Origin of the sequence: Acinetobacter oleivorans DR1 (assembly GCF_000196795.1) — a bacterium.
GTDB lineage: Bacteria > Pseudomonadota > Gammaproteobacteria > Pseudomonadales > Moraxellaceae > Acinetobacter > Acinetobacter oleivorans.
The window spans coordinates 3471346-3493067 of sequence record NC_014259.1 but is presented as its reverse complement, the minus strand read 5'-3'; the positions used below and the strand labels follow the sequence as shown (position 1 = coordinate 3493067).

Sequence of the window (21722 nt, the reverse complement as noted above, 5' to 3'; positions counted from 1 at the left end):
TACGCTTGTATTGGCTTGAAGTAAGATGACATGTAATGAAGGTGTCATATTGCTAAGCCCATGTATAAAAAAGACAAACAGGGAATGATCATCGTTTTGATCGCTTTGACTTTGTTTTTAGCCATTTCAATTGGTTTTAAATTTCAGAGTGCTGTTGCTGCTTTATCTATTGCACTCGTGGTAGTACTGGTTCAGTTATTATCAAATCTGCATCAGCGTCTGACTCATTTAGAACAACAGTTTTCTCAGCAGAAAAAACCACTTTATTCTATTCATACGCAAACAATAGTGATTTATGCAGCCGCCTTGGTTGCATTAGTTGCTTATATGAATCACTGGATGTGGATTGCTGGTGGGGCATTACTGGTTTTATTGTTATGTTTAGTCCAAACGATTAGTGCGTTTCATACTCGACTGTTATACCTCGAGTCAGTGAAACCAACTGTTCATGTAAATGAAACTCTACAAACAGAAATTATAACTCCAGCGGTAGTGCAAGTTGATTCCAATAGTACAGACACATTAATTCCCGTTGAAACGGCAATTTTAAATCACACAGAACAACCAACTCAGGTACAGAGTACATGGTGGCAACCAGCAGTCGACTGGATGGTCCATGGCAATCCAATTTTAAGAGTTGCTGTCGCTGTGTTGATGGTTGGGGTAGTGCTGTTATTGCGTTTCGCAAGTGAGCACTGGCAACTTAGTTTAGGTGTAAAACTTGGTTTTATTGCAATTGCCGGAGGCGTATTAACGGCATTTGGATATAGCTTGCAAAAGAAAAATCAGCTTTTTGCTGTAGCATTGCAGGGGGTAGGGCTAGCTGTTGTATTCCTAACACTCGTGTTCTCGCATCATTTTGGAGTAATTGCTAATCTCACTACAGCGAGTATTCTGTTTACGATCTTATTAGCTATTACGGTATTCCTGAGTTTAAAACAACAAGCTATTTATTTGGCAATTTTAGCACTCGGCATGGCCTATGCAGCCCCTTTAGTTATTCCACAATATCGTCCAGATGTAGTCTTCCTATTTAGCTACTATTTGGTAATTAACTTAGCAGTTGCTGCGGTTAATTTTATTCAGCCTTGGAAAATCTTAAATCAGATTGCTTTCTTTGCCACAATGTTTATTGGTGGTAGTGCGATAGGTTTTTATGCAGAACCAGCAAAATTTGACACATTAGACTGGATTTTATGGCTACATATAGCTCTGTTTATTTGGCTTAGCGTCCGTTATAGCCAAAATATATCTCGAGTTTCAGCACGTGAACAACAAGAAGGCATTCGTTTACCTCCGCTCTTAGATGTTGGTCTTATTTTTAGTGTGCCTGTACTAGGCTTTACGCTACATGCCTATTTAGTCCATGAGTCTACTCAAGCGTTGACGATTGGTGCTGCTGTTTTGGCTGGTACCTATGCGGTATTAACTTTTTGGATCAAAAAGACCCATCCTCAACTTTCAGTTCTTGCTAAAAGCTTTTTCATCCTTGCCGTTGCATTTTTTGCCTTAATCTTTCCACTCGCGAAAGGGGCACATTGGACTGCGATTGGTTGGGTTGCTCAAGGTACGGCCCTCATTGTATGGGGAGTAACTGAGCGCTACCGTTTGAGCCGATATATTGGTGTAATTTTAGTTTTACTCAGTTCGGTTGCATTGTTTTATCAATTTTGGGCGAATGCAGAGTTCCCGACGCTAAGCACAAGCATTTATGCAATTGCCCAATTCATTTCGGCCTATTATTTATTGCAATACAACAGTAAAGAGCAACAGTATTTTAGCGCCAGCATGTTTAGCGGCATTTTCTTATGCTTAGGTATGTATGCGGGCGCTATCGCTGGTATAGAAATTTTGGCATGGCAACATCATGGCTTAAGCCCATATTTGATGATTGCGATACTATTATTATCAATATTTAGTGTAGTGGTTCACTACAAACTAAGGGTTCAATGGCAGAGTTTACAGTTAGGTTTAATTGGCCTGTTATTATTGTTAATTCTAGGTGAAGCCTTTACTAGTCAAGTATTCAGCATATTTAAATGGCCGAGTATATTACAGCAGGGTACTTTCCTCATCGCAGCAACGCTTCTTAGTGCTTTATTCATTATGGCTCAACCTCAATCAGGTCAGTTTGGATCTTTGAAGGTCTGGTCTGGTTTGAGCTGGTTGGCATTAGCAACGGTTGGTTTGGCAATATTTCCACAAATGCCACTTGTTGCTCTGGCTTTCGTTCCTGTGATTTATTCCCTTTGGGTGTATAAGGCTCATAAAACTACCTTGTTACATCAAATTCCAGTGTGGTGTTTAAGTCTACTTTGGTTGCTAGTAGTGAGTGTAGACCGGCATTCTGCTGAGTACCTTTACTTTGTTCCTTTGATTAACTTAACTGACTTACTTTCAATTTCAGTATTTGCTGGTCTACTCTTTATTATTTATCAGCATACTTTTGATCAAGATAAATCACTGGAGTGGACTTTTAAAATTACAACAATTCTAGTGGGGTTGTTGGTATTCAGTAGTGTGGTGGTCAGAGGCTTGCACTATTACTGGGCAACACCACTCTGGAGTGCTGCAATTTGGACAAATGGAATCGTACAGTTAAGTCTGACATTGCTTTGGGTAATCTTGGCATTTATTTTAACTACATTCTCTAGCCGAAAAATGATTCGTCAATTATGGTTTGTAGGTGCTGCGCTTTTAGGGATTGTGGTATTAAAACTGATTTTGCTTGATCTATCGCAAAGTGCGACTTTAACTCGAGTCATTTCATTTATTGGCGCGGGCGGGGTAATGTTGATTATTGCTTATCTTGCGCCATTACCACCATCATCCGCTGTACAGAAAAATGAAGAGCCTAAGCTTTAGGCTCTCGATTTAATTCTTTTTGATTACTGTATTGATCGATATCATCTTCAGCAAAAATACTAGATGGTCGATCAATCAAACCCATTTTAGGAACAGGAATTTCAATTCGGTTATCTAAAAATCCATTTCGAATTCGTTCTTGCATCTCATCTCGAACTTTTAAAGAGTTCTCTTGTCGACACCACATTGTAAATAAAAGCTCAATTGATGATTCTCTAAATGCGGTCACTGTAACAGCAGGCTTTGGGTCATCTAATACAAGAGGATAATGAGCTGCTACATTCAGTAGAACCTCGCGAACTTTAATGATGTCTTCATGGAAGTTGATTGCGAGCGTAATTGGAATACGACGTATTGGGTATTTAGATAAGTTGTGCACGGGAGCACGAATGAGTTGTTCGTTTGGCAAACGAATATAGACATTGTCTAATGTAAGTAGCTTAACTGAAAGCAAATCAATCGAGATCACTTCACCTTCAATTGTATTTCCACGAATGAGCGTAATCTGGATCGTATCACCGACTTCAAATGAACCTTCACCAATCAAAAATAAACCACTGATTAAGTTACTGGCTGATGTTTGCGATGCGAAACCAAGCGCTACGGTTAAAATCCCTGCCGCGCCAAGAAATACACTGAGTTTAAAACCAGCTTCTTTTAAACTCGTCATAATGAAGAGTAAGAAAATAAAATAAAAAATACCGCGGCGCCACACCAGACGTTGATGAGCATTAAAACGTGAGCCAATGGTTCTAATAAATGTATTTGAAATAATACGGGCAAGAACAAAACCAATAAAACACAGCACAACACCGACTAAAATTTCACTAATACGTTCGGTATTGATATTGGTAAATATGCTTGTGAGGCTATCAGCGATATCCTTAGGAATACTTGTATCAGCCATATAAACCTCTTAAAAGAATGAATCAAACATATTGAATAATGCTCCACCAGGTGAACGTGGTGGGTGAACATAGGTCACTTCACCAGCAAGCGGGGGCGTACGGTTTTCAATACGAATTCGTGCGGGACGATCAGAACCTTCATAATAAACTTTAATTTGAGAAGTCCATAAACGACCGGTACTTTCACTATAAAAAAGAGGTAGAGCTGTAACGGGCACGTTCATGCGGTCAAAACGCAATTGATGATTACTGGTATTGTGAAAATCAATCGGTGTAACCGCACGAAAAGCTCGAGGCGTTAACAGGTTCAAGTCGGTACGCCCATCTACAGAAGTGGCATAACAAATTTCACCTTGCTGGGCATTTGGACCAAACCACGTATCTTTAGGTTGAATCACAGGAATCTCAAACAAAGGCTCATGCTGACTTTCAACTAAACCTGCAATCCATAGTGGTGTACTAATATAAAGAGTTCCGCGTTGACCTGCTGGAATGTAGATAGGATCAACGGGTTTAATGACCACAGAACGGTCTGCCAGACGGGGCATAAGTAAAAATTCTGGATTAGTTTTCCGAAACATGTAGCGTTCTACTTGAACAGTATGCGGAAAGGCAAAATTCGGATCGGCAATTGGATGCCAATCTTGCTCATTATCGTCTTGAAGAGATGGGCGATAATATTCGATACGCCATTCTTTTATACCGCGCGTTAGACGAAAAAGCATTGAACCAAATTGCCATGCTTTAGACTGATTAATTTCAAAGCGCTGTTCTCCCCACCATTTTAAGGAATTCTGGGGGCGAGGCTGATATTCATTATTTTCAAACAAGACGTAAAATTCCTCTACCGAGTTGTTAAACAGACTTCACGCTGTAATCTGCTTAGAGTACACTCAAAATCACCTTACTCATCATTATAAATTGTGATGCAAATATTGAAACAAATACAAGTTCCATATAGTTTTGCCAAGCGTCATGGTGTTTTATTTCGTTATGACGGTGATCAAGTATTTATTATTAGACGTCAAAATACTGAAAAAATTGCATTGCAGGAAGCAAGACGAATTCTAGGTAAGCCAGCTCACTTCCAATTATGTACTGAACAAGAATTTAATACGCTCTTAAGTACAAGCTATGCTGGCGATACAGGGGAATCACAACAAGTTGCAGCAGGTTTAGAAGATCATCCTGATTTATTAAGTTTGGCTGATCAGGTTCCTGAGACAGAAGATTTGATGGATCAGGAAGATGATGCTCCAATTGTTCGTCTGATTAATGCACTACTTTCAGAGGCAATTCGAGTAGGGGCTTCTGATATTCACATTGAAGCTTTCGAAAAGAAATTATCTGTGCGATTACGTGTAGATGGTCAATTACGTGAAGTTGTACAGCCGCGCCGTGAGTTGGCACCGTTGCTAGTTTCACGTATTAAAGTCATGGCAAAACTCGATATTGCAGAAAAGCGAGTGCCACAAGATGGGCGTATTTCTTTACGCCTTGCAGGCCGAGAAGTAGATGTTCGTGTTTCGACTTTACCATCTTCACATGGTGAAAGGGTCGTAATGCGTTTGCTCGACAAACAAGCTGGTCGACTTAATATGATCCACTTGGGATTAATGGCAAATGACTATGAGCGTTTAACTCAGTTAGTACATCGTCCTCATGGCATTATTTTGGTCACAGGGCCTACAGGTTCGGGGAAAACAACGACTTTGTATGCAGCTTTATCTGATCTAAATGATAATACGCGCAACATCTTAACTGCCGAAGATCCAATTGAATATCAACTTGAAGGCATTGGTCAAACACAAGTTAATACCAAAGTGGATATGACGTTTGCTCGTGCTTTAAAAGCAATATTGCGTCAAGATCCAGATGTGGTGATGGTAGGTGAGATTCGTGACTTGGAAACGGCTGAAATTGCAGTTCAAGCATCGTTAACTGGACATTTGGTTTTATCGACACTACATACCAATACAGCTATTGGTGCGGTTACTCGACTTAAAGATATGGGAATCGAGCCTTTCTTATTATCAAGCTCTTTAATTGGGGTGATTGCTCAACGTTTGGTTCGTACTTTATGTCCACATTGTATGACATGGCGCGAAGCTGATACTTTTGAAAAACAGGTTTTTCAACATATTCATAATGAACCATTGTTGCAGTTACCTGAAGCCAAAGGGTGTGACCATTGTTCACATTTAGGCTTTAATGGACGTACAGCTATTTATGAAATCGTACCTGTTGATGAACCTATGCGCCGTCTCATTCATGGTAATGCGGCTGAATATGAATTAGAAAATCATGCTCGTGAGTATTCAGGTTCAATTCGTGATGATGGTCTGCGTAAAGTACTCGCAGGTAAAACGACACTTGAAGAAGTGCTTCGAGTAACCAATGAAGCAAGCGAAGTCTAATTTGTAACATGCAACAAAAAATGCCCGATATGATTCGGGCATTTTTTTATATCGAAACTTATTCAGTCACAATATTAAAAGTTACATCAATATTGTTGCGAGTTGCATTTGAATATGGGCAAACAATATGAGCTGCTGCAACTAATTTTTCAGCTTCTTCACGATCCATACCCACTAAGTAAACATTTAAAGTTACTTCGATGCTAAAACCTGTAGGAATTGGACCAATACCTACTTCACCTTCTACGTAAGCATCTTTACTAATATTAAATTTATCGCGGTTTGCAACAAATTTTAAAGCGCCTAAAAAGCATGCTGAATAGCCAGCTGCAAATAATTGCTCAGGGTTTGTTACGGCACCACCAGCGCCACCCATTTCTTTAGGTACACCAAGTTGTACATCTAATACACCGTCAGATGAAGTTGCACGGCCATCACGACCACCGGTTGCTTTAGCTTTTGCACGATAAACAACTTTTTCTAATGACATCGTTTTTATTCCTAAAATAAATTGAATACAAATATATCGTACACGACTTAATTATTTTGACAAGTATATTTTTTGAAAAAATTGCTATTTATTTAACTAGGTTTGTACGGAGTTTGGTAAGTTGATCTTTCAAGCCTAATAGTGTTGTCATGTCACATGAACTTGCTTCTAGTACGCCTGCTGGAATATCCAATGCTTGATCTTTTAATTTTTTTCCTTCATCGCTAAGTGTAATAATCACTTGTCTCTCGTCTTGAGTTGAGCGGGTACGATGAAGTAAACGTAGGGCTTCTAACTTTTTCAAGATAGGAGTGAGAGTGGATGATTCTAAAAAAAGTTTGGTGCCAATTTCTGAAACAGTCACTTCATCCTGTTCCCATAAAACTAACATCACTAAATATTGGGGATAGGTAAGTCCCAAAGGCGCGAGAAGTTTTCTGTAGAGTTGATTAAGCGCTAAATTTGTTGAATAAATGAGGAAGCACAATTGATTCTCAAGCTTTAAGTTTTGACAGTCTTGGTCCATATATTCCTCAAAGAAACTCTGTATTGCTTTTGTAGTATATCGCGTTCTATTCAGTTTCTTAAATGTTCATCAGAATAGGTTATGAATAAAGTAAATTAAGAGACATAAAAAATGGAATAATTAATCCAATTATTCCATAACATAAAAATATTTTAGATAAAATTGTCTACCACAGATCTGCAATTTTTTTCATTAAACGCGCACGATATTTAGCGGTAGGATTATTTGCATTGCGTTGTTGCTCTTGTTCATAAAAATCTTGCCATGCAGTAATCATTTCAAGCGTTGTTCCTTGTTTTTTAATCATAGAAACATCTGCTGGCTGAATATTTTCTAAACGTTGTCTTGCGCCTTCTGCACCCGTTCCCCATCCAATGATTCTCTGGCCAAATGCAGGCAAAGGAATATCTTTAGGAGTAGAGGGGAGAATATCTGATTTGAGCTGTGCCGTTGGTGAAACGAAATGATTCGTTGTCCCAAACTCAGCATAACAATGAATATTTGCCCCCAAGCAAAAAAAGCTAAATAAGTATTTCCACATGAATAATTAAACTTTTAATAGTGAATTAATTTACGGTGTGTCATTAGAGGCATTGAAGAGCGGACGAGATCTTGCGCTGTTAGATCAAAGGGCACAGTAATTAAACCATTTCCTTCATATCCAATCATACTTAAAATTTGGCCACGACTATCAGTTGCCCCAGAGTGTCCCCAGGTCTGTCGTTTTTCACCATGCCAGCCCTGTTGTGCTGCACCTAAAACATAACATTGGCTATCCATTGCCCGAGCTTGTAACAAAAGCTGCCAGTGCATTTGTCCAGTTGTATAGGTAAATGCAGCAGGGGCAGTAAGAATATGAGCGCCTTGTTGTCTTAGCGTTAGAGCAAGCTCTGGAAAACGCAAGTCATAACATACCATTAAGCCAATATTGCCAAAAGGGGTAGATGTGACTACTACGTCTGTTCCTGGTTCAAAGAAACGAGACTCCTGATAACCACCGACAGCATCACCCACTTGTACATCAAATAAATGGATCTTGTCATAACGCGCTTCTGTACGCTCAGGGCTAATGCAGAGGCTAACAGTTCGGACGCGACCATCTTGAATAGTGGATCCATCTGGACGGAATGGGCAAGGTAAGGTGCCAGCCACAATCCAGATTTGATATTGATGTGCGAGTTTCTCAAGCCTTTGTTGAATAGATTCAAATTGCTCAGCAGTTTCACGTTGTTTTCCAGCAGCAAAACATACAAAGTTTTCGGGGAAAACAATCAAACTGGCATTTTGCGCCTTGCTCTGTTGAATCAAAGACTCAATGACTTGAAAATTATTTTCAATATCATCTTGAGAGTTCATTTGAGCAACAGAAACGAGGGTCATATTCTAATCCGGCTTAGTGTTGAAAATCAGGCATTTTGTTTGTCCGATACCTGTTCAAGAGTATCTTGTTCTTTCTGTAACTGCTTAACAAGTGGCTCAAACATATTCTGATTGTTTGCATTGAGTTTCATCAATGTCTTATGTGCATCCAGAACAGTTCTTAGCATTGCATTATGAGTGATTTGTTCATCTGTTAACGTTAATGTGCAAACGTTAGGATCACCACAATAATTCAAAATGACAAAAACTTGCCCTAGCCCCATACTGTTGGCTAAGGTTGTGATATCTGGATTGGTAGATAGCATCACAGCTTGAATATGATGAGTCTGTTTAAGCTTTAAACCCAGCTTAGCTAGGATGCCTAATACAGTACTATCAATAAATGTTGTTTGGGTTAAATCAACGATTGCACCTACAACATTCTCTTGCTGTTCAATTCTGTTTAAAAGTTTGTCTAGACTTATACAAGAATGGGCTCGCACTTCACCAATAAGTTTGAAAATATGCGTTCCATTTAAACTTGCATATTCAACATGACCTGTTGACATATAAATGCCATTTTCAGAGAAGGATAGAAAAATTATCACATAGTGCCATCCCAGACTCAAGAGTCCTTAAGTCGTATATTATGTAATTAATTGATTCGTAAATTAATTCATTCGACAAAGACTGAAGATGGCAATATCATCGGCCACATGATCGGGTGCTTGAAATGATTGATTTTGCAAATGATGGACCAATTGTTGGAACTGATCGTTTAAACCACCATCAAAAGGTTCGAGGGCTCCGTCCGAGCAAACAATGAAGCGAGCATGGCGATTTAATGTACAAATATGCTCTTCAACTTCAAGTTCATCAGTTAAACCTAGTGGGAAACTGCTCGTTGTTAGAATCTTCGGTGCCTGATTAGGCTCAAAAATAATAGGAGGAGGGTAGTGCCCAGCACTTGACCAGCGAAGAGTATGTGTTTCAAGGTTTAAAATACCCACCACAATCGTAATGTGCTTTTCGATATTCTCTTGAACTAACATCCCATTTAATTTTTTTATTAATTGTCTTGGGGTCTTAGAGCGACCATGAAATGCTGCCATCCATGATGTTAATAAACTACTGGTTACACCATGGCCTGAAACATCAGCAAGATAGAATAAAACTTCTTTGTCATTTAATTTCCAATAGTCGTACCAATCACCGGAAAGATAAGCTGAAGGCTGAAAAAAAGTTTCGACTTCATAATTTAATAAATCAATTGGATTCGGCAATAAACGTTTTTGCAGTTCAGCAGCCGAAGGTAAATCACGACTATCTTGGTTACGCTTATATTGAGCATCAATTCTTGATAGAGCTTTATTTAAATCGCTAGGTAACTGATTCCACACCCAACCTGCAAGAGCACCTGCTTCCCATGCATGCGCTAAAGCAGCACCTTCGTGTTCAAAAGCAATTACAACCGTCGGCAAATTCCATTTATAAGTCAGGAAATCTTGTACATCTGCAATTGCAATGATGGTTGGATCATATAAATCTAAATCATCTATGTTAATGACTTGTAAGCCTGGCAGTTTATCCAAAGCTTGCTCTAAATAAGGAATAGAGCGTGTCGGTTTAATAAAATACATAGAAGATATGGTAGTCCTTTTATATGATCACTTTATTCATCATAGAGTATGTATGATCAAAATCAAGGTATTGCCGAACTCTTAATCCAAGCAATACCTTAATTTCATGTTAAGGGTTTTGATTCTCATCTGGTGTATCTTCTGAGTCATCATCAATGAAAGACACATCGGCAGAATCGCCCTTTTTCTCTGCAATTTGGAATGCTTTACGCTGGAGGTATAAGTCTCGAATCATAGCGTATTGATCACCTTGTAAGGTTTGATCTAAGTCAAGATATTGGGCGCGTGTATCCACAGCTTGTAATAGATTACTCGACCAATAAAGACCTTCTTGATCATCCATAACGTATTTTTGTGGACGAGCTTGAGCATCTACTGCTAAACCAAAACCATCACGTAAGGTGCTTGGACCAAAAAAAGGCAACATAAGGAATGGGCCAGAGGGAACGCCATAGTAGCCAAGAGTTACACCAAAATTCTCTTCTTCCGTTGGTAAACCTAAGCGACTTGCAGGATCAGCCAAACCAAGAGTGGTTAAGGTGTTAATTGTAAATCGGCCTAAAGTTTTTGCTGCACGGCCAGGGCGGCCTTGAATAAGCTGATTGACAGCATTCCATGGTTCACCAAGATTTTTACGGAATTGGCGATAAGAACCACGCACATCTTCTGGGGTTTTTTCTCTATATTGAACAGCAACTGGACGTAAAAAATTGCGATCCAACATATCATTAAAAGAATAAATTGGACGGTTCAATGATTGCAAAGGATCTTTGACAAGATCAGGTTGAGCTGCATTTGCATTAATTTTTAAATCTTTAACTTTAATATTTTTTAAATCTTTAATAATTTGTGAGCGGGGATGGTTTGGCCCTGTTTCTTCTAATGAACTCGCATTAGCAGATTCACTTACCGTGTTTTCTTGAGCATATATAGAGGTACAAACACCTACAGATAACACGCTTAGTAAAATTAAATTAGAATAATTCATATAATTCCTTAACCGCCAGCCAGGCTAATACTTAATGTGCAGTTGGGTGGAGATATGTTTTAATACAAAATTGATAACCTATTATCAATGTAAAATTGATCAAATAATATAGATAAAATGCTAAAATGATTAAAAAACGAACATGCGATAATATTAAATTAAAAAAGGGGTTGTCAAAGGTTATTAATGGTCTATAATGCACATCCATCGGCGGTGATGCAGATAAGAACTTGTTGAAAAACAGTTACTTGGAATTAAGTTGGTTACTTTAAGTGATGAATTTAATGAGAAGTTGGTTTTGAGATTAAGTTTTAAAAATATCGAAATTACCTGTTGACTTTTAAGAGATTAAGAGTAATATAGCCGACCTAGCTTGCTGGTGACGAACCAGGAAGAAGATCATTAAGAGAATTGAAGAACAACTTGTGTGGATTTTTACTGATTGATTAATCGAAATATTATCATTGATTGATTGGTTTAAATTACTCGAAGTTTATTTGAGCGAAATTTAAGTCAGAAAATTGATGAGCCAGAATTGGCACCTTGTCTTTAATAAGGTGCAAAATGATTTTTAACTGAAGAGTTTGATCATGGCTCAGATTGAACGCTGGCGGCAGGCTTAACACATGCAAGTCGAGCGGAGAGAGGTAGCTTGCTACTGATCTTAGCGGCGGACGGGTGAGTAATGCTTAGGAATCTGCCTATTAGTGGGGGACAACATTTCGAAAGGAATGCTAATACCGCATACGTCCTACGGGAGAAAGCAGGGGATCTTCGGACCTTGCGCTAATAGATGAGCCTAAGTCGGATTAGCTAGTTGGTGGGGTAAAGGCCTACCAAGGCGACGATCTGTAGCGGGTCTGAGAGGATGATCCGCCACACTGGGACTGAGACACGGCCCAGACTCCTACGGGAGGCAGCAGTGGGGAATATTGGACAATGGGCGGAAGCCTGATCCAGCCATGCCGCGTGTGTGAAGAAGGCCTTATGGTTGTAAAGCACTTTAAGCGAGGAGGAGGCTACTTTAGTTAATACCTAGAGATAGTGGACGTTACTCGCAGAATAAGCACCGGCTAACTCTGTGCCAGCAGCCGCGGTAATACAGAGGGTGCAAGCGTTAATCGGATTTACTGGGCGTAAAGCGCGCGTAGGCGGCTAATTAAGTCAAATGTGAAATCCCCGAGCTTAACTTGGGAATTGCATTCGATACTGGTTAGCTAGAGTGTGGGAGAGGATGGTAGAATTCCAGGTGTAGCGGTGAAATGCGTAGAGATCTGGAGGAATACCGATGGCGAAGGCAGCCATCTGGCCTAACACTGACGCTGAGGTGCGAAAGCATGGGGAGCAAACAGGATTAGATACCCTGGTAGTCCATGCCGTAAACGATGTCTACTAGCCGTTGGGGCCTTTGAGGCTTTAGTGGCGCAGCTAACGCGATAAGTAGACCGCCTGGGGAGTACGGTCGCAAGACTAAAACTCAAATGAATTGACGGGGGCCCGCACAAGCGGTGGAGCATGTGGTTTAATTCGATGCAACGCGAAGAACCTTACCTGGCCTTGACATAGTAAGAACTTTCCAGAGATGGATTGGTGCCTTCGGGAACTTACATACAGGTGCTGCATGGCTGTCGTCAGCTCGTGTCGTGAGATGTTGGGTTAAGTCCCGCAACGAGCGCAACCCTTTTCCTTATTTGCCAGCGAGTAATGTCGGGAACTTTAAGGATACTGCCAGTGACAAACTGGAGGAAGGCGGGGACGACGTCAAGTCATCATGGCCCTTACGGCCAGGGCTACACACGTGCTACAATGGTCGGTACAAAGGGTTGCTACCTAGCGATAGGATGCTAATCTCAAAAAGCCGATCGTAGTCCGGATTGGAGTCTGCAACTCGACTCCATGAAGTCGGAATCGCTAGTAATCGCGGATCAGAATGCCGCGGTGAATACGTTCCCGGGCCTTGTACACACCGCCCGTCACACCATGGGAGTTTGTTGCACCAGAAGTAGCTAGCCTAACTGCAAAGAGGGCGGTTACCACGGTGTGGCCGATGACTGGGGTGAAGTCGTAACAAGGTAGCCGTAGGGGAACCTGCGGCTGGATCACCTCCTTAACGAAAGATTGACGATTGGTAAGAATCCACAACAAGTTGTTCTTCATAGATGTATCTGAGGGTCTGTAGCTCAGTTGGTTAGAGCACACGCTTGATAAGCGTGGGGTCACAAGTTCAAGTCTTGTCAGACCCACCATGACTTTGACTGGTTGAAGTTATAGATAAAAGATACATGACTGATGATGTAAGCTGGGGACTTAGCTTAGTTGGTAGAGCGCCTGCTTTGCACGCAGGAGGTCAGGAGTTCGACTCTCCTAGTCTCCACCAGAACTTAAGAGAAGTTCGGATTACAGAAATTAGTAAATAGAGATTTAGATCTTAGTTTATTAACTTCTGTGATTTAAGTATCACGGTATTAAGCATGACCTGACGAAGGCGTGTTTATTCATTAACAGATTGGCAAAATTGAGTCTGAAATAAATTGTTCACTCAAGAGTTTAGATTAAGCAATTAATCTAGATGAATTGAGAACTAGCAAATTAACTGAATCAAGCGTTTTGGTATATGAATTTAGATTGAAGCTGTACAGTGTTTAAATACACAGGCAACAGATAGTAGCGATGAAGAATCGCACGGACAACACTCACTTGTAAGTGTTGACGACTGTTTGGGGTTGTATAGTCAAGTAATTAAGTGCATGTGGTGGATGCCTTGGCAGTCAGAGGCGATGAAAGACGTAATAGCCTGCGATAAGCTCCGGGGAGGCGGCAAATATCCTTTGATCCGGAGATTTCTGAATGGGGGAACCCACCTACTTTAAGGTAGGTATTGCAACATGAATACATAGTGTTGCAAGGCGAACGAGGGGAAGTGAAACATCTCAGTACCCTTAGGAAAAGAAATCAATTGAGATTCCCTTAGTAGCGGCGAGCGAACGGGGATCAGCCCATTAAGTTATGTGTGTTTTAGTGGAACGCTCTGGGAAGTGCGAACGTAGAGGGTGATATTCCCGTACACGAAAGGGCACACATAATGATGACGAGTAGGGCGAGGCACGTGAAACCTTGTCTGAATATGGGGGGACCATCCTCCAAGGCTAAATACTCCTGACTGACCGATAGTGAACCAGTACCGTGAGGGAAAGGCGAAAAGAACCCCTGTGAGGGGAGTGAAATAGATCCTGAAACCGCATGCATACAAGCAGTGGGAGCCGACTTGTTCGGTGACTGCGTACCTTTTGTATAATGGGTCAGCGACTTATATTCAGTAGCGAGGTTAACCGTATAGGGGAGCCGTAGAGAAATCGAGTCTTAATAGGGCGTTTAGTTGCTGGGTATAGACCCGAAACCAGGCGATCTATCCATGAGCAGGTTGAAGGTTGGGTAACACTAACTGGAGGACCGAACCCACTGTCGTTGAAAAGCCAGGGGATGACTTGTGGATAGGGGTGAAAGGCTAATCAAGCCTGGTGATAGCTGGTTCTCCCCGAAAGCTATTTAGGTAGCGCCTCGGACGAATACCATAGGGGGTAGAGCACTGTTTCGGCTAGGGGGTCATCCCGACTTACCAAACCGATGCAAACTCCGAATACCTATGAGTACTATCCGGGAGACAGACTGCGGGTGCTAACGTCCGTAGTCAAGAGGAAAACAATCCAGACCGCCAGCTAAGGCCCCAAAATCATAGTTAAGTGGGAAACGATGTGGGAAGGCATAGACAGCTAGGAGGTTGGCTTAGAAGCAGCCACCCTTTAAAGAAAGCGTAATAGCTCACTAGTCGAGTCGGCCTGCGCGGAAGATGTAACGGGGCTAAAACTATGTGCCGAAGCTGCGGATTTGACTTTTAGTCAAGTGGTAGGGGAGCGTTCTGTAAGCCGATGAAGGTGTATTGAGAAGTATGCTGGAGGTATCAGAAGTGCGAATGCTGACGTGAGTAACGACAAAACGGGTGAAAAACCCGTTCGCCGAAAGACCAAGGGTTCCAGTCCAACGTTAATCGGGGCTGGGTGAGTCGACCCCTAAGGCGAGGCCGAAAGGCGTAGTCGATGGGAAATTGGTTAATATTCCAATACTTCTGTGTAATGCGATGAGAGGACGGAGAAGGTTAAGTCAGCCTGGCGTTGGTTGTCCAGGTGGAAGGAAGTAGGCATGCATCTTAGGCAAATCCGGGGTGCTCTATGCTGAGATCTGATAGCAAGCTGTACTTGTACAGCGAAGTGGCTGATACCATGCTTCCAGGAAAAGTCTCTAAGCTTCAGTTACACAGGAATCGTACCCGAAACCGACACAGGTGGTCAGGTCGAGTAGACCAAGGCGCTTGAGAGAACTCTGCTGAAGGAACTAGGCAAAATGGTACCGTAACTTCGGGAGAAGGTACGCTGCTGACGGTGATGACCCTTGCGGTCTGAGCTATTGGCAGCCACAGAAACCAGGCCGCTGCAACTGTTTATTAAAAACATAGCACTCTGCAAACACGAAAGTGGACGTATAGGGTGTGATGCCTGCCCGGTGCTGGAAGGTTAATTGATGGGGTTAGCGTAAGCGAAGCTCTTGATCGAAGCCCCAGTAAACGGCGGCCGTAACTATAACGGTCCTAAGGTAGCGAAATTCCTTGTCGGGTAAGTTCCGACCTGCACGAATGGCATAATGATGGCGGCGCTGTCTCCAGCAGAGGCTCAGTGAAATCGAAATCGCTGTGAAGATGCAGTGTACCCGCGGCTAGACGGAAAGACCCCGTGAACCTTTACTGCAGCTTGACATTGAACTTTGACCTTACTTGTGTAGGATAGGTGGGAGGCTTTGAAGTTGGAACGCTAGTTCCAATGGAGCCGTCCTTGAAATACCACCCTGGTAATGTTGAGGTTCTAACTCTGCCCCGTAATCCGGGGCGAGGACCATGTCTGGTGGGTAGTTTGACTGGGGCGGTCTCCTCCTAAAGAGTAACGGAGGAGTACGAAGGTGCGCTCAGCGTGGTCGGAAATCACGCGTAGAGTATAAAGGCAAAAGCGCGCTTAACTGCGAGACCCACAAGTCGAGCAGGTACGAAAGTAGGTCTTAGTGATCCGGTGGTTCTGTATGGAAGGGCCATCGCTCAACGGATAAAAGGTACTCTGGGGATAACAGGCTGATACCGCCCAAGAGTTCATATCGACGGCGGTGTTTGGCACCTCGATGTCGGCTCATCTCATCCTGGGGCTGAAGCAGGTCCCAAGGGTATGGCTGTTCGCCATTTAAAGAGGTACGCGAGCTGGGTTTAGAACGTCGTGAGACAGTTCGGTCCCTATCTACCGTGGGCGCTGGAAATTTGAGAGGATCTGCTCCTAGTACGAGAGGACCAGAGTGGACGAACCTCTGGTGTACCGGTTGTGACGCCAGTCGCATCGCCGGGTAGCTATGTTCGGAAGGGATAACCGCTGAAAGCATCTAAGCGGGAAGCCTACCTCAAGATAAGATTTCCCTAGGACTTTATGTCCTCTAAAGAGCCGTTCGAGACTAGGACGTTGATAGGTTGGATGTGGAAGCATAGTGATATGTGAAGCTGACCAATACTAATTGCTCGTGAGGCTTGACTATACAACACCCAAGCAGTTGTATATAAAGCATCAATCGATTCATTAATATGCAAAGCAACTTGATTTAGTTATACGCTTAGCTAAAATGAACAAATAAAGTAAGATTCAATCAGCCCATCTGTAAAGATTTGGAAAACGCATCGGCACATTAAGACCAATGCAAGTATCCATACCAGTTGTGCTGGCGACCATAGCAAGAGTGAACCACCTGATCCCTTCCCGAACTCAGAAGTGAAACCTCTTAGCGCTGATGGTAGTGTGGGGTTTCCCATGTGAGAGTAAGTCATCGCCAGCTCATTATTCTAAACACCCCCAACTTAACAGTTGGGGGTGTTTCTTTATGGGAAATTAAATTGATTGTTTAATTTAGATGCAGTAAGACCATAAAAAAGGACTCTATATGAGTCCTTTTTTATATATGAAGGAAACTTCGAGCCCGTTCTAAGTTAGAAATGGGCTTCTAAACCGACATTTTAATTAGCTATGCAGCAAAATTTTTCATTAAAGATCTACTTTTTCTTCTGGAAATTTCACACCAATATATATGATAAATAGAAACTATATGTTATAAATAATAAGTAGGCATGATTTTTGCTTGTTTAATGGAATCTAAAATATGAAATTATCTGTTGGGTTGAAAGTTGCGAATTCTTTATCGTTAACACCTCAATTGCAGCAGGCGATTCGTTTGTTACAGCTTTCTAGCTTAGAACTTGAACAAGAAATCCAAATTCAACTAGATAGTAATCCTTTACTTGAAAAAATAGAAGAAGAATCAATAACAGAAAGCCTATCTGTATTAGAAAGCAAAGACTCAGATGATTTAACAACTGAATTAAATGCAAACCATTTGCCTGATGATTTACCAGTCGATACTGATTGGGATGATATTTATACTCATCAATCAACAGCGTTGGCTACTCCAGAATTTGAAGAGCGAGAGGATAATCGTCAAGTTCAATTATCTCTAAAGGAACATATTTTAGAACAAGTTAATCTTTTGCACTTTTCTAAAATAGATCAATTAATTGCTTACTGTATTGTTGATGCATTAGATGATAAAGGTTTCTTGGATGCTGAAATAGAAGAAATAATTTTAGCTGCCCAACAATTATTAAATGAGATGGATATCGAAGAAGACATTGAAGAAGATGAGGTTCTAGTCGTCTTAAAGCATATTCAACGGCTTGATCCACTAGGGATCGGTTCACGTAATTTAGCGGAATGTTTAAAAATACAACTCGAATTTCTACCAAAAGATGTTGAATATTTAAACGAAGCAAAAAGCTTATTGCAATATTATGAGCTTTTGATAGCAAATGATTTAAATAAATTACTCAAACAAACGGGTTTAACAAAAGACCAATTAAAGTTTGCAATCAATCTTTTAAAAACATTGAAACCATATCCAGGTATGGATTTTGATAAACAAGAGTCAGATTATCAAATCCCAGATGTAGTAGTTTCTAAAAAAGATTTACATTGGCAGGTTCAACTAAACCCAGATGTATTACCTAAATTAAGAATTAACTCTTTTTACTCCAGTATGATTCGTAGAGCAGACCAGAGTGAAGATAATTTATATTTGCGTAATCAAATGCTTGAGGCAAAAAACTTTATTAAAAGCATTGATGAAAGACATAAAACACTATTAAAAGTAGCATCGTGTATTGTGGAGCATCAGAAAGCTTTTTTGGAAATCGGTGCAGAAGCAATGAAACCATTAGTTCTTCGAGATGTTGCTGAAGAAGTAGAATTGCATGAATCTACAGTTTCTCGTGTAACCACAAATAAATATATGCTTACTCCACGTGGCCTTTTTGAATTGAAATATTTTTTCTCTAGCCATGTAGGTACAACTGCTGGTGGAGAGGCTTCTTCCACTGCAATTCGTGCAATGATTAAGAAACTTGTAGCAAGTGAAAACCCGCGTAAACCTTTGTCAGATAATGTAATTGCCACATTGTTGAAAGATGAAGGGATTGAAGTAGCCAGAAGGACTGTCGCAAAATATCGTGAATCGTTACATATTCCTTCATCGTCTGAAAGAAAAGTCTTGATCTGAATTTTGAAGTATGGCTATTCTAGAGATTCATTATGACGAAATAATGAAATTTTAATTTCACCAAGAGGAGCCGCTAAAATGGTTTAATTGTCCTAATTTTTTTTGATAGCATTAAATCGTTTTAGTTCTTCTTTAAATAACCTAAAAAAGGTGAGGGATAGAATTATGCAAATAACGATTCGTGGACATCATTTAGCAATTACACCAGCTATAGAAGAAAATATTAAATCAAAGTTTAATCAATTGACGAAACACCTAGACCAGGTGAATAGTATGCAGATTAAATTAACAAAAGATCATCAAATTGATAAGCGCTCTCATAAGGGCAGTTCAAATCATGTTGCAGAGGCTATAGTAAGATTGCCGGGGATTGAGTTGTTTGCTCAGGCAACCGCTGATGATATGTATACTTCAATTAAAAAATTGACAGAAAAATTAAAAAGACAATTATTAAGATATCGAAAAATGCAATGTACTTATTCGCAAGTTACTGTTTCTGTTTAATAAGTTTTGTTAATTTAAGAGAGGCTTGAAAGATAGCCTCTTTTTTATTGATAAAATATAAACACGTACTGAATTCTTGGAAAAAGTTATAGTAAAATACTCCGTTTTACCCCTTAGGTTGTGTCAGAGGTCTTTGCAATGAATAGTGAACAGCTCACTCAAATTTTAAAAGAAGCTTTCCCTGTAGCGGAAGTAGCGGTGAGCGGACAGGCCGGAAAATTTGACCTCCGTATTGTGGATGATCAATTTGAAGGTAAGCGTACAGTGGCTCGTCAACAATTAGTTTATGCACCATTAAATACTTATATTGCAAGTGGGGAAGTTCACGCGGTAACAATTCGTGCAATGACCAAAGATGAATGGCGTAAAGCAAGCCTTTTCGGAGCTTAAATATTAATGGATAAATTTTTAATTACGGGTGGTGTTAAGCTCGAGGGCGAAGTGCGCATTTCTGGTGCTAAAAATGCTGCTTTGCCATTACTTGCTGCAACTATTCTTGCAGATTCTCCAATTACAATAACCAATGTCCCAAATCTTAAAGATGTTAATACTTTGGTAAAGCTAATTGGTGGATTAGGGGTAACAATTGGCTATGAAAATGACACAGTAAAAGCAGATACCTCTACTTTAGACAATCAGTTTGCACCTTATGAGCTAGTAAAAACAATGCGTGCCTCAATTTTGGTTTTAGGACCATTATTAGCACGTTATGGTAATGCTAAAGTTTCTTTACCTGGTGGTTGTGCGATTGGTTCAAGACCTGTGGATCAACATTTAAAAGCTTTAGAAGCTTTGGGTGCGCATATTGAAGTTGAAAATGGTTATGTCCATGCTTCAGTTGATGGTCGCTTAAAAGGTGGTGAAGTTGTTTTTGATATGGTTACTGTTGGTGGTACCGAAAACATCTTGATGGCAGCGGCATTAGCAGATGGCGTTACGACTATTCGTAATGCAGCTCGTGAACCTGAAATTACTGACCTTGCTCAAATGTTAATTAAAATGGGCGCTAAGATCGAAGGCCTTGATACAGATACTCTTGTTGTAACTGGTGTAGAAAGTCTACATGGCTGTGAATATGCTGTTGTTGCTGATCGTATTGAAACAGGTTCATATTTAGCAGCTGCTGCAATTACGGGTGGTCGTGTCAAAACTACACATACTGACCCTGCATTACTTGAGTCTGTTTTGGATAAGTTTGAAGAAATGGGTGCTGAAGTCACTCGTGGTGATGACTGGATAGAACTTGATATGATGGGTAAACGCCCTAAAGCTGTAAGTTTTAGAACTTTGCCACATCCAGAATTTCCAACTGATATGCAAGCACAGCTGATGGCAGTAAATGTGATTGGTCGTGGATTCGCAACAATCTCTGAAACGATCTTTGAAAATCGTTTTATGCATGTTCCTGAATTGTCACGAATGGGCGCTAATATTCAAGTTGAAGGTCACGATGCTGTCGTAACAGGAGTTGAAACCTTACAGGCAGCACCTGTTATGGCAACAGATTTACGTGCTTCATTCTCTTTAGTTCTAGCTGCTTTAGTTGCAGAGGGAGATACATTAATTGATCGTATCTACCATATTGACCGTGGTTATGAACATGTCGAAGAGAAGCTTCAAGGTTTAGGTGCCAAAATTAAGCGAGTAAGTTAATGAATGATGTAAGAAACGATGATCCTAATTTTGATGTGATGGGTAATTTTGATCATGGTTTGACCTTGGCATTGAGTAAAGGGCGTATTTTAAAAGAGACGTTACCTTTATTGGCTACAGCGGGTATTAATTTACTCGAAGATCCGGAAAAGTCTCGTAAACTAATTTTCCCAACTACGCATAAACAAGTACGTATTTTAATTTTACGTGCGTCTGATGTACCAACCTATGTAGAAAATGGTGCAGCAGATATCGGTGTGGCCGGTAAAGATGTGTTGATGGAGCATGGTGCTCAGCATGTATATGAGTTGCTTGATCTGCAGATTGCTAAATGTAAGTTAATGACTGCTGGTAAAGTAGGTATGGAGCATCCAAAGGGTCGTCTAAAAATTGCCACGAAATATGTCAATCTTACACGCCAGTATTATGCAAGCTTAGGTGAACAGGTTGATGTTATTAAGCTCTATGGTTCTATGGAGTTAGCACCTTTGGTTGGTTTGGGTGATTACATTGTGGATGTGGTCGATACTGGTAATACTTTAAGAGCAAATGGTCTTGAGCCATTAGAAGAGATTTGCAAAGTTTCTTCTCGATTAATTGTAAATAAAGCCAGTTTTAAACGTAAACAAACTTTGTTAAATCCAATCATTTCACAGCTTGAGCAAGCTGTTCAATCGCGTTAAAAG

General features: G+C 40.7%; 16 protein-coding genes, 2 tRNA genes and 3 rRNA genes. 12 read left to right on the top strand and 9 right to left on the bottom strand.

Features of this window, described 5'->3' with window-relative positions:
* Positions 1-60 precede the first annotated feature (60 nt).
* A complete protein-coding gene (locus AOLE_RS16420; RefSeq protein WP_013198915.1) occupies positions 61-2865 on the top strand; it encodes a DUF2339 domain-containing protein in 2805 nt (934 codons plus the stop codon).
* Here the strand turns inward: AOLE_RS16420 and AOLE_RS16415 are convergent.
* Positions 2855-3772, bottom strand: coding sequence for a mechanosensitive ion channel family protein (locus AOLE_RS16415; protein ID WP_013198914.1), 918 nt, complete (start codon positions 3770-3772; stop codon positions 2855-2857). The two genes, AOLE_RS16420 and AOLE_RS16415, sit on opposite strands and share 11 nt — an antisense overlap.
* A 9-nt stretch (positions 3773-3781) precedes the next feature.
* Positions 3782-4603, bottom strand: coding sequence for a hypothetical protein (locus AOLE_RS16410; RefSeq protein WP_004794502.1), 822 nt, complete (start codon positions 4601-4603; stop codon positions 3782-3784).
* 96 nt (positions 4604-4699) lie between these two features.
* Between AOLE_RS16410 and gspE the strand changes: the two genes are divergently transcribed.
* Positions 4700-6190, top strand: coding sequence for a type II secretion system ATPase GspE (gspE, locus tag AOLE_RS16405; RefSeq protein ID WP_013198913.1), 1491 nt, complete (start codon positions 4700-4702; stop codon positions 6188-6190).
* Positions 6191-6248: 58 nt separating this feature from the next.
* Here gspE and AOLE_RS16400 read toward each other — a convergent pair whose 3' ends face one another.
* The 7 genes from AOLE_RS16400 to AOLE_RS16370 form a co-directional block, all read right to left on the bottom strand.
* Entirely contained in the window at positions 6249-6680 is a 432-nt protein-coding gene (locus tag AOLE_RS16400) for an organic hydroperoxide resistance protein (protein ID WP_002117290.1), read from the bottom strand.
* 88 nt (positions 6681-6768) lie between these two features.
* Positions 6769-7206, bottom strand: coding sequence for a MarR family winged helix-turn-helix transcriptional regulator (locus AOLE_RS16395; protein WP_013198912.1), 438 nt, complete (start codon positions 7204-7206; stop codon positions 6769-6771).
* Positions 7207-7372: 166 nt separating this feature from the next.
* Positions 7373-7747, bottom strand: coding sequence for a DUF4951 domain-containing protein (locus AOLE_RS16390; RefSeq protein ID WP_004794496.1), 375 nt, complete (start codon positions 7745-7747; stop codon positions 7373-7375).
* 14 nt (positions 7748-7761) lie between these two features.
* Entirely contained in the window at positions 7762-8586 is an 825-nt protein-coding gene (locus AOLE_RS16385; RefSeq protein ID WP_013198911.1) for a carbon-nitrogen hydrolase family protein, read from the bottom strand.
* 26 nt (positions 8587-8612) lie between these two features.
* Complete coding sequence (gene gigB, locus AOLE_RS16380; RefSeq protein WP_002117273.1) at positions 8613-9134, bottom strand: anti-anti-sigma factor GigB; 522 nt, start codon at positions 9132-9134, stop codon at positions 8613-8615.
* Between the two features lie 102 nt (positions 9135-9236).
* A complete protein-coding gene (gigA, locus tag AOLE_RS16375; RefSeq protein ID WP_013198910.1) occupies positions 9237-10205 on the bottom strand; it encodes an RsbU family protein phosphatase GigA in 969 nt (322 codons plus the stop codon).
* Positions 10206-10314: 109 nt separating this feature from the next.
* A complete protein-coding gene (locus tag AOLE_RS16370) occupies positions 10315-11193 on the bottom strand; it encodes an MlaA family lipoprotein (RefSeq protein WP_004794490.1) in 879 nt (292 codons plus the stop codon).
* A 572-nt stretch (positions 11194-11765) separates the two neighbouring features.
* On the opposite strand from AOLE_RS16370, the gene AOLE_RS16365 reads away from it, so the two are divergent.
* From AOLE_RS16365 to hisG, 10 genes are all read left to right on the top strand, one after another.
* Positions 11766-13303: ribosomal RNA gene (locus AOLE_RS16365) — 16S ribosomal RNA — on the top strand.
* A gap of 59 nt (positions 13304-13362) precedes the next feature.
* A tRNA-Ile gene (locus AOLE_RS16360) sits at positions 13363-13439 on the top strand.
* Between the two features lie 55 nt (positions 13440-13494).
* Positions 13495-13570, top strand: a tRNA-Ala gene (locus tag AOLE_RS16355).
* Between the two features lie 352 nt (positions 13571-13922).
* Positions 13923-16815 (top strand): 23S ribosomal RNA (locus AOLE_RS16350).
* 179 nt (positions 16816-16994) lie between these two features.
* Positions 16995-17109: ribosomal RNA gene (rrf, locus tag AOLE_RS16345) — 5S ribosomal RNA — on the top strand.
* The 16S, 23S and 5S rRNA genes sit together here with 2 tRNA genes alongside, the layout of an rRNA operon.
* 321 nt (positions 17110-17430) lie before the next feature.
* On the top strand, positions 17431-18879 hold the full coding sequence (locus tag AOLE_RS16340; protein ID WP_005302834.1) for an RNA polymerase factor sigma-54: 1449 nt from the start codon (positions 17431-17433) through the stop codon (positions 18877-18879).
* Positions 18880-19044: 165 nt separating this feature from the next.
* Entirely contained in the window at positions 19045-19383 is a 339-nt protein-coding gene (gene hpf / locus AOLE_RS16335) for a ribosome hibernation-promoting factor, HPF/YfiA family (protein WP_004641296.1), read from the top strand.
* 138 nt (positions 19384-19521) lie between these two features.
* Positions 19522-19773, top strand: a complete 252-nt coding sequence (gene ibaG, locus AOLE_RS16330; protein WP_004794487.1) for a BolA family iron metabolism protein IbaG — start codon at positions 19522-19524, stop codon at positions 19771-19773.
* A gap of 6 nt (positions 19774-19779) precedes the next feature.
* On the top strand, positions 19780-21036 hold the full coding sequence (murA, locus tag AOLE_RS16325; protein ID WP_013198909.1) for a UDP-N-acetylglucosamine 1-carboxyvinyltransferase: 1257 nt from the start codon (positions 19780-19782) through the stop codon (positions 21034-21036).
* The gene (hisG, locus tag AOLE_RS16320; protein WP_003655841.1) at positions 21036-21719 is read left to right on the top strand and encodes an ATP phosphoribosyltransferase; all 684 of its coding nucleotides are present in this window, start codon (positions 21036-21038) and stop codon (positions 21717-21719) included. Before murA ends, hisG begins: the two co-directional genes overlap by 1 nt.
* Positions 21720-21722 lie beyond the last annotated feature (3 nt).

Bases quoted from the DNA above. Each gene is read 5' to 3' on its own strand.
- AOLE_RS16385 (WP_013198911.1), bottom strand. From the start codon at position 8,586: ATGACCCTCGTTTCTGTTGCTCAAATGAACTCTCAAGATGATATTGAA.
- AOLE_RS16370 (WP_004794490.1), bottom strand. From the start codon at position 11,193: ATGAATTATTCTAATTTAATTTTACTAAGCGTGTTATCTGTAGGTGTT.
- gspE (WP_013198913.1), top strand. From the start codon at position 4,700: ATGCAAATATTGAAACAAATACAAGTTCCATATAGTTTTGCCAAGCGT.
- AOLE_RS16400 (WP_002117290.1), bottom strand. From the start codon at position 6,680: ATGTCATTAGAAAAAGTTGTTTATCGTGCAAAAGCTAAAGCAACCGGT.
- hisG (WP_003655841.1), top strand. From the start codon at position 21,036: ATGAATGATGTAAGAAACGATGATCCTAATTTTGATGTGATGGGTAAT.
- murA (WP_013198909.1), top strand. From the start codon at position 19,780: ATGGATAAATTTTTAATTACGGGTGGTGTTAAGCTCGAGGGCGAAGTG.
- AOLE_RS16390 (WP_004794496.1), bottom strand. From the start codon at position 7,747: ATGTGGAAATACTTATTTAGCTTTTTTTGCTTGGGGGCAAATATTCAT.
- gigB (WP_002117273.1), bottom strand. From the start codon at position 9,134: ATGTCAACAGGTCATGTTGAATATGCAAGTTTAAATGGAACGCATATT.
- AOLE_RS16420 (WP_013198915.1), top strand. From the start codon at position 61: ATGTATAAAAAAGACAAACAGGGAATGATCATCGTTTTGATCGCTTTG.
- AOLE_RS16340 (WP_005302834.1), top strand. From the start codon at position 17,431: ATGAAATTATCTGTTGGGTTGAAAGTTGCGAATTCTTTATCGTTAACA.
- ibaG (WP_004794487.1), top strand. From the start codon at position 19,522: ATGAATAGTGAACAGCTCACTCAAATTTTAAAAGAAGCTTTCCCTGTA.
- AOLE_RS16395 (WP_013198912.1), bottom strand. From the start codon at position 7,206: ATGGACCAAGACTGTCAAAACTTAAAGCTTGAGAATCAATTGTGCTTC.
- gigA (WP_013198910.1), bottom strand. From the start codon at position 10,205: ATGTATTTTATTAAACCGACACGCTCTATTCCTTATTTAGAGCAAGCT.
- hpf (WP_004641296.1), top strand. From the start codon at position 19,045: ATGCAAATAACGATTCGTGGACATCATTTAGCAATTACACCAGCTATA.
- AOLE_RS16415 (WP_013198914.1), bottom strand. From the start codon at position 3,772: ATGGCTGATACAAGTATTCCTAAGGATATCGCTGATAGCCTCACAAGC.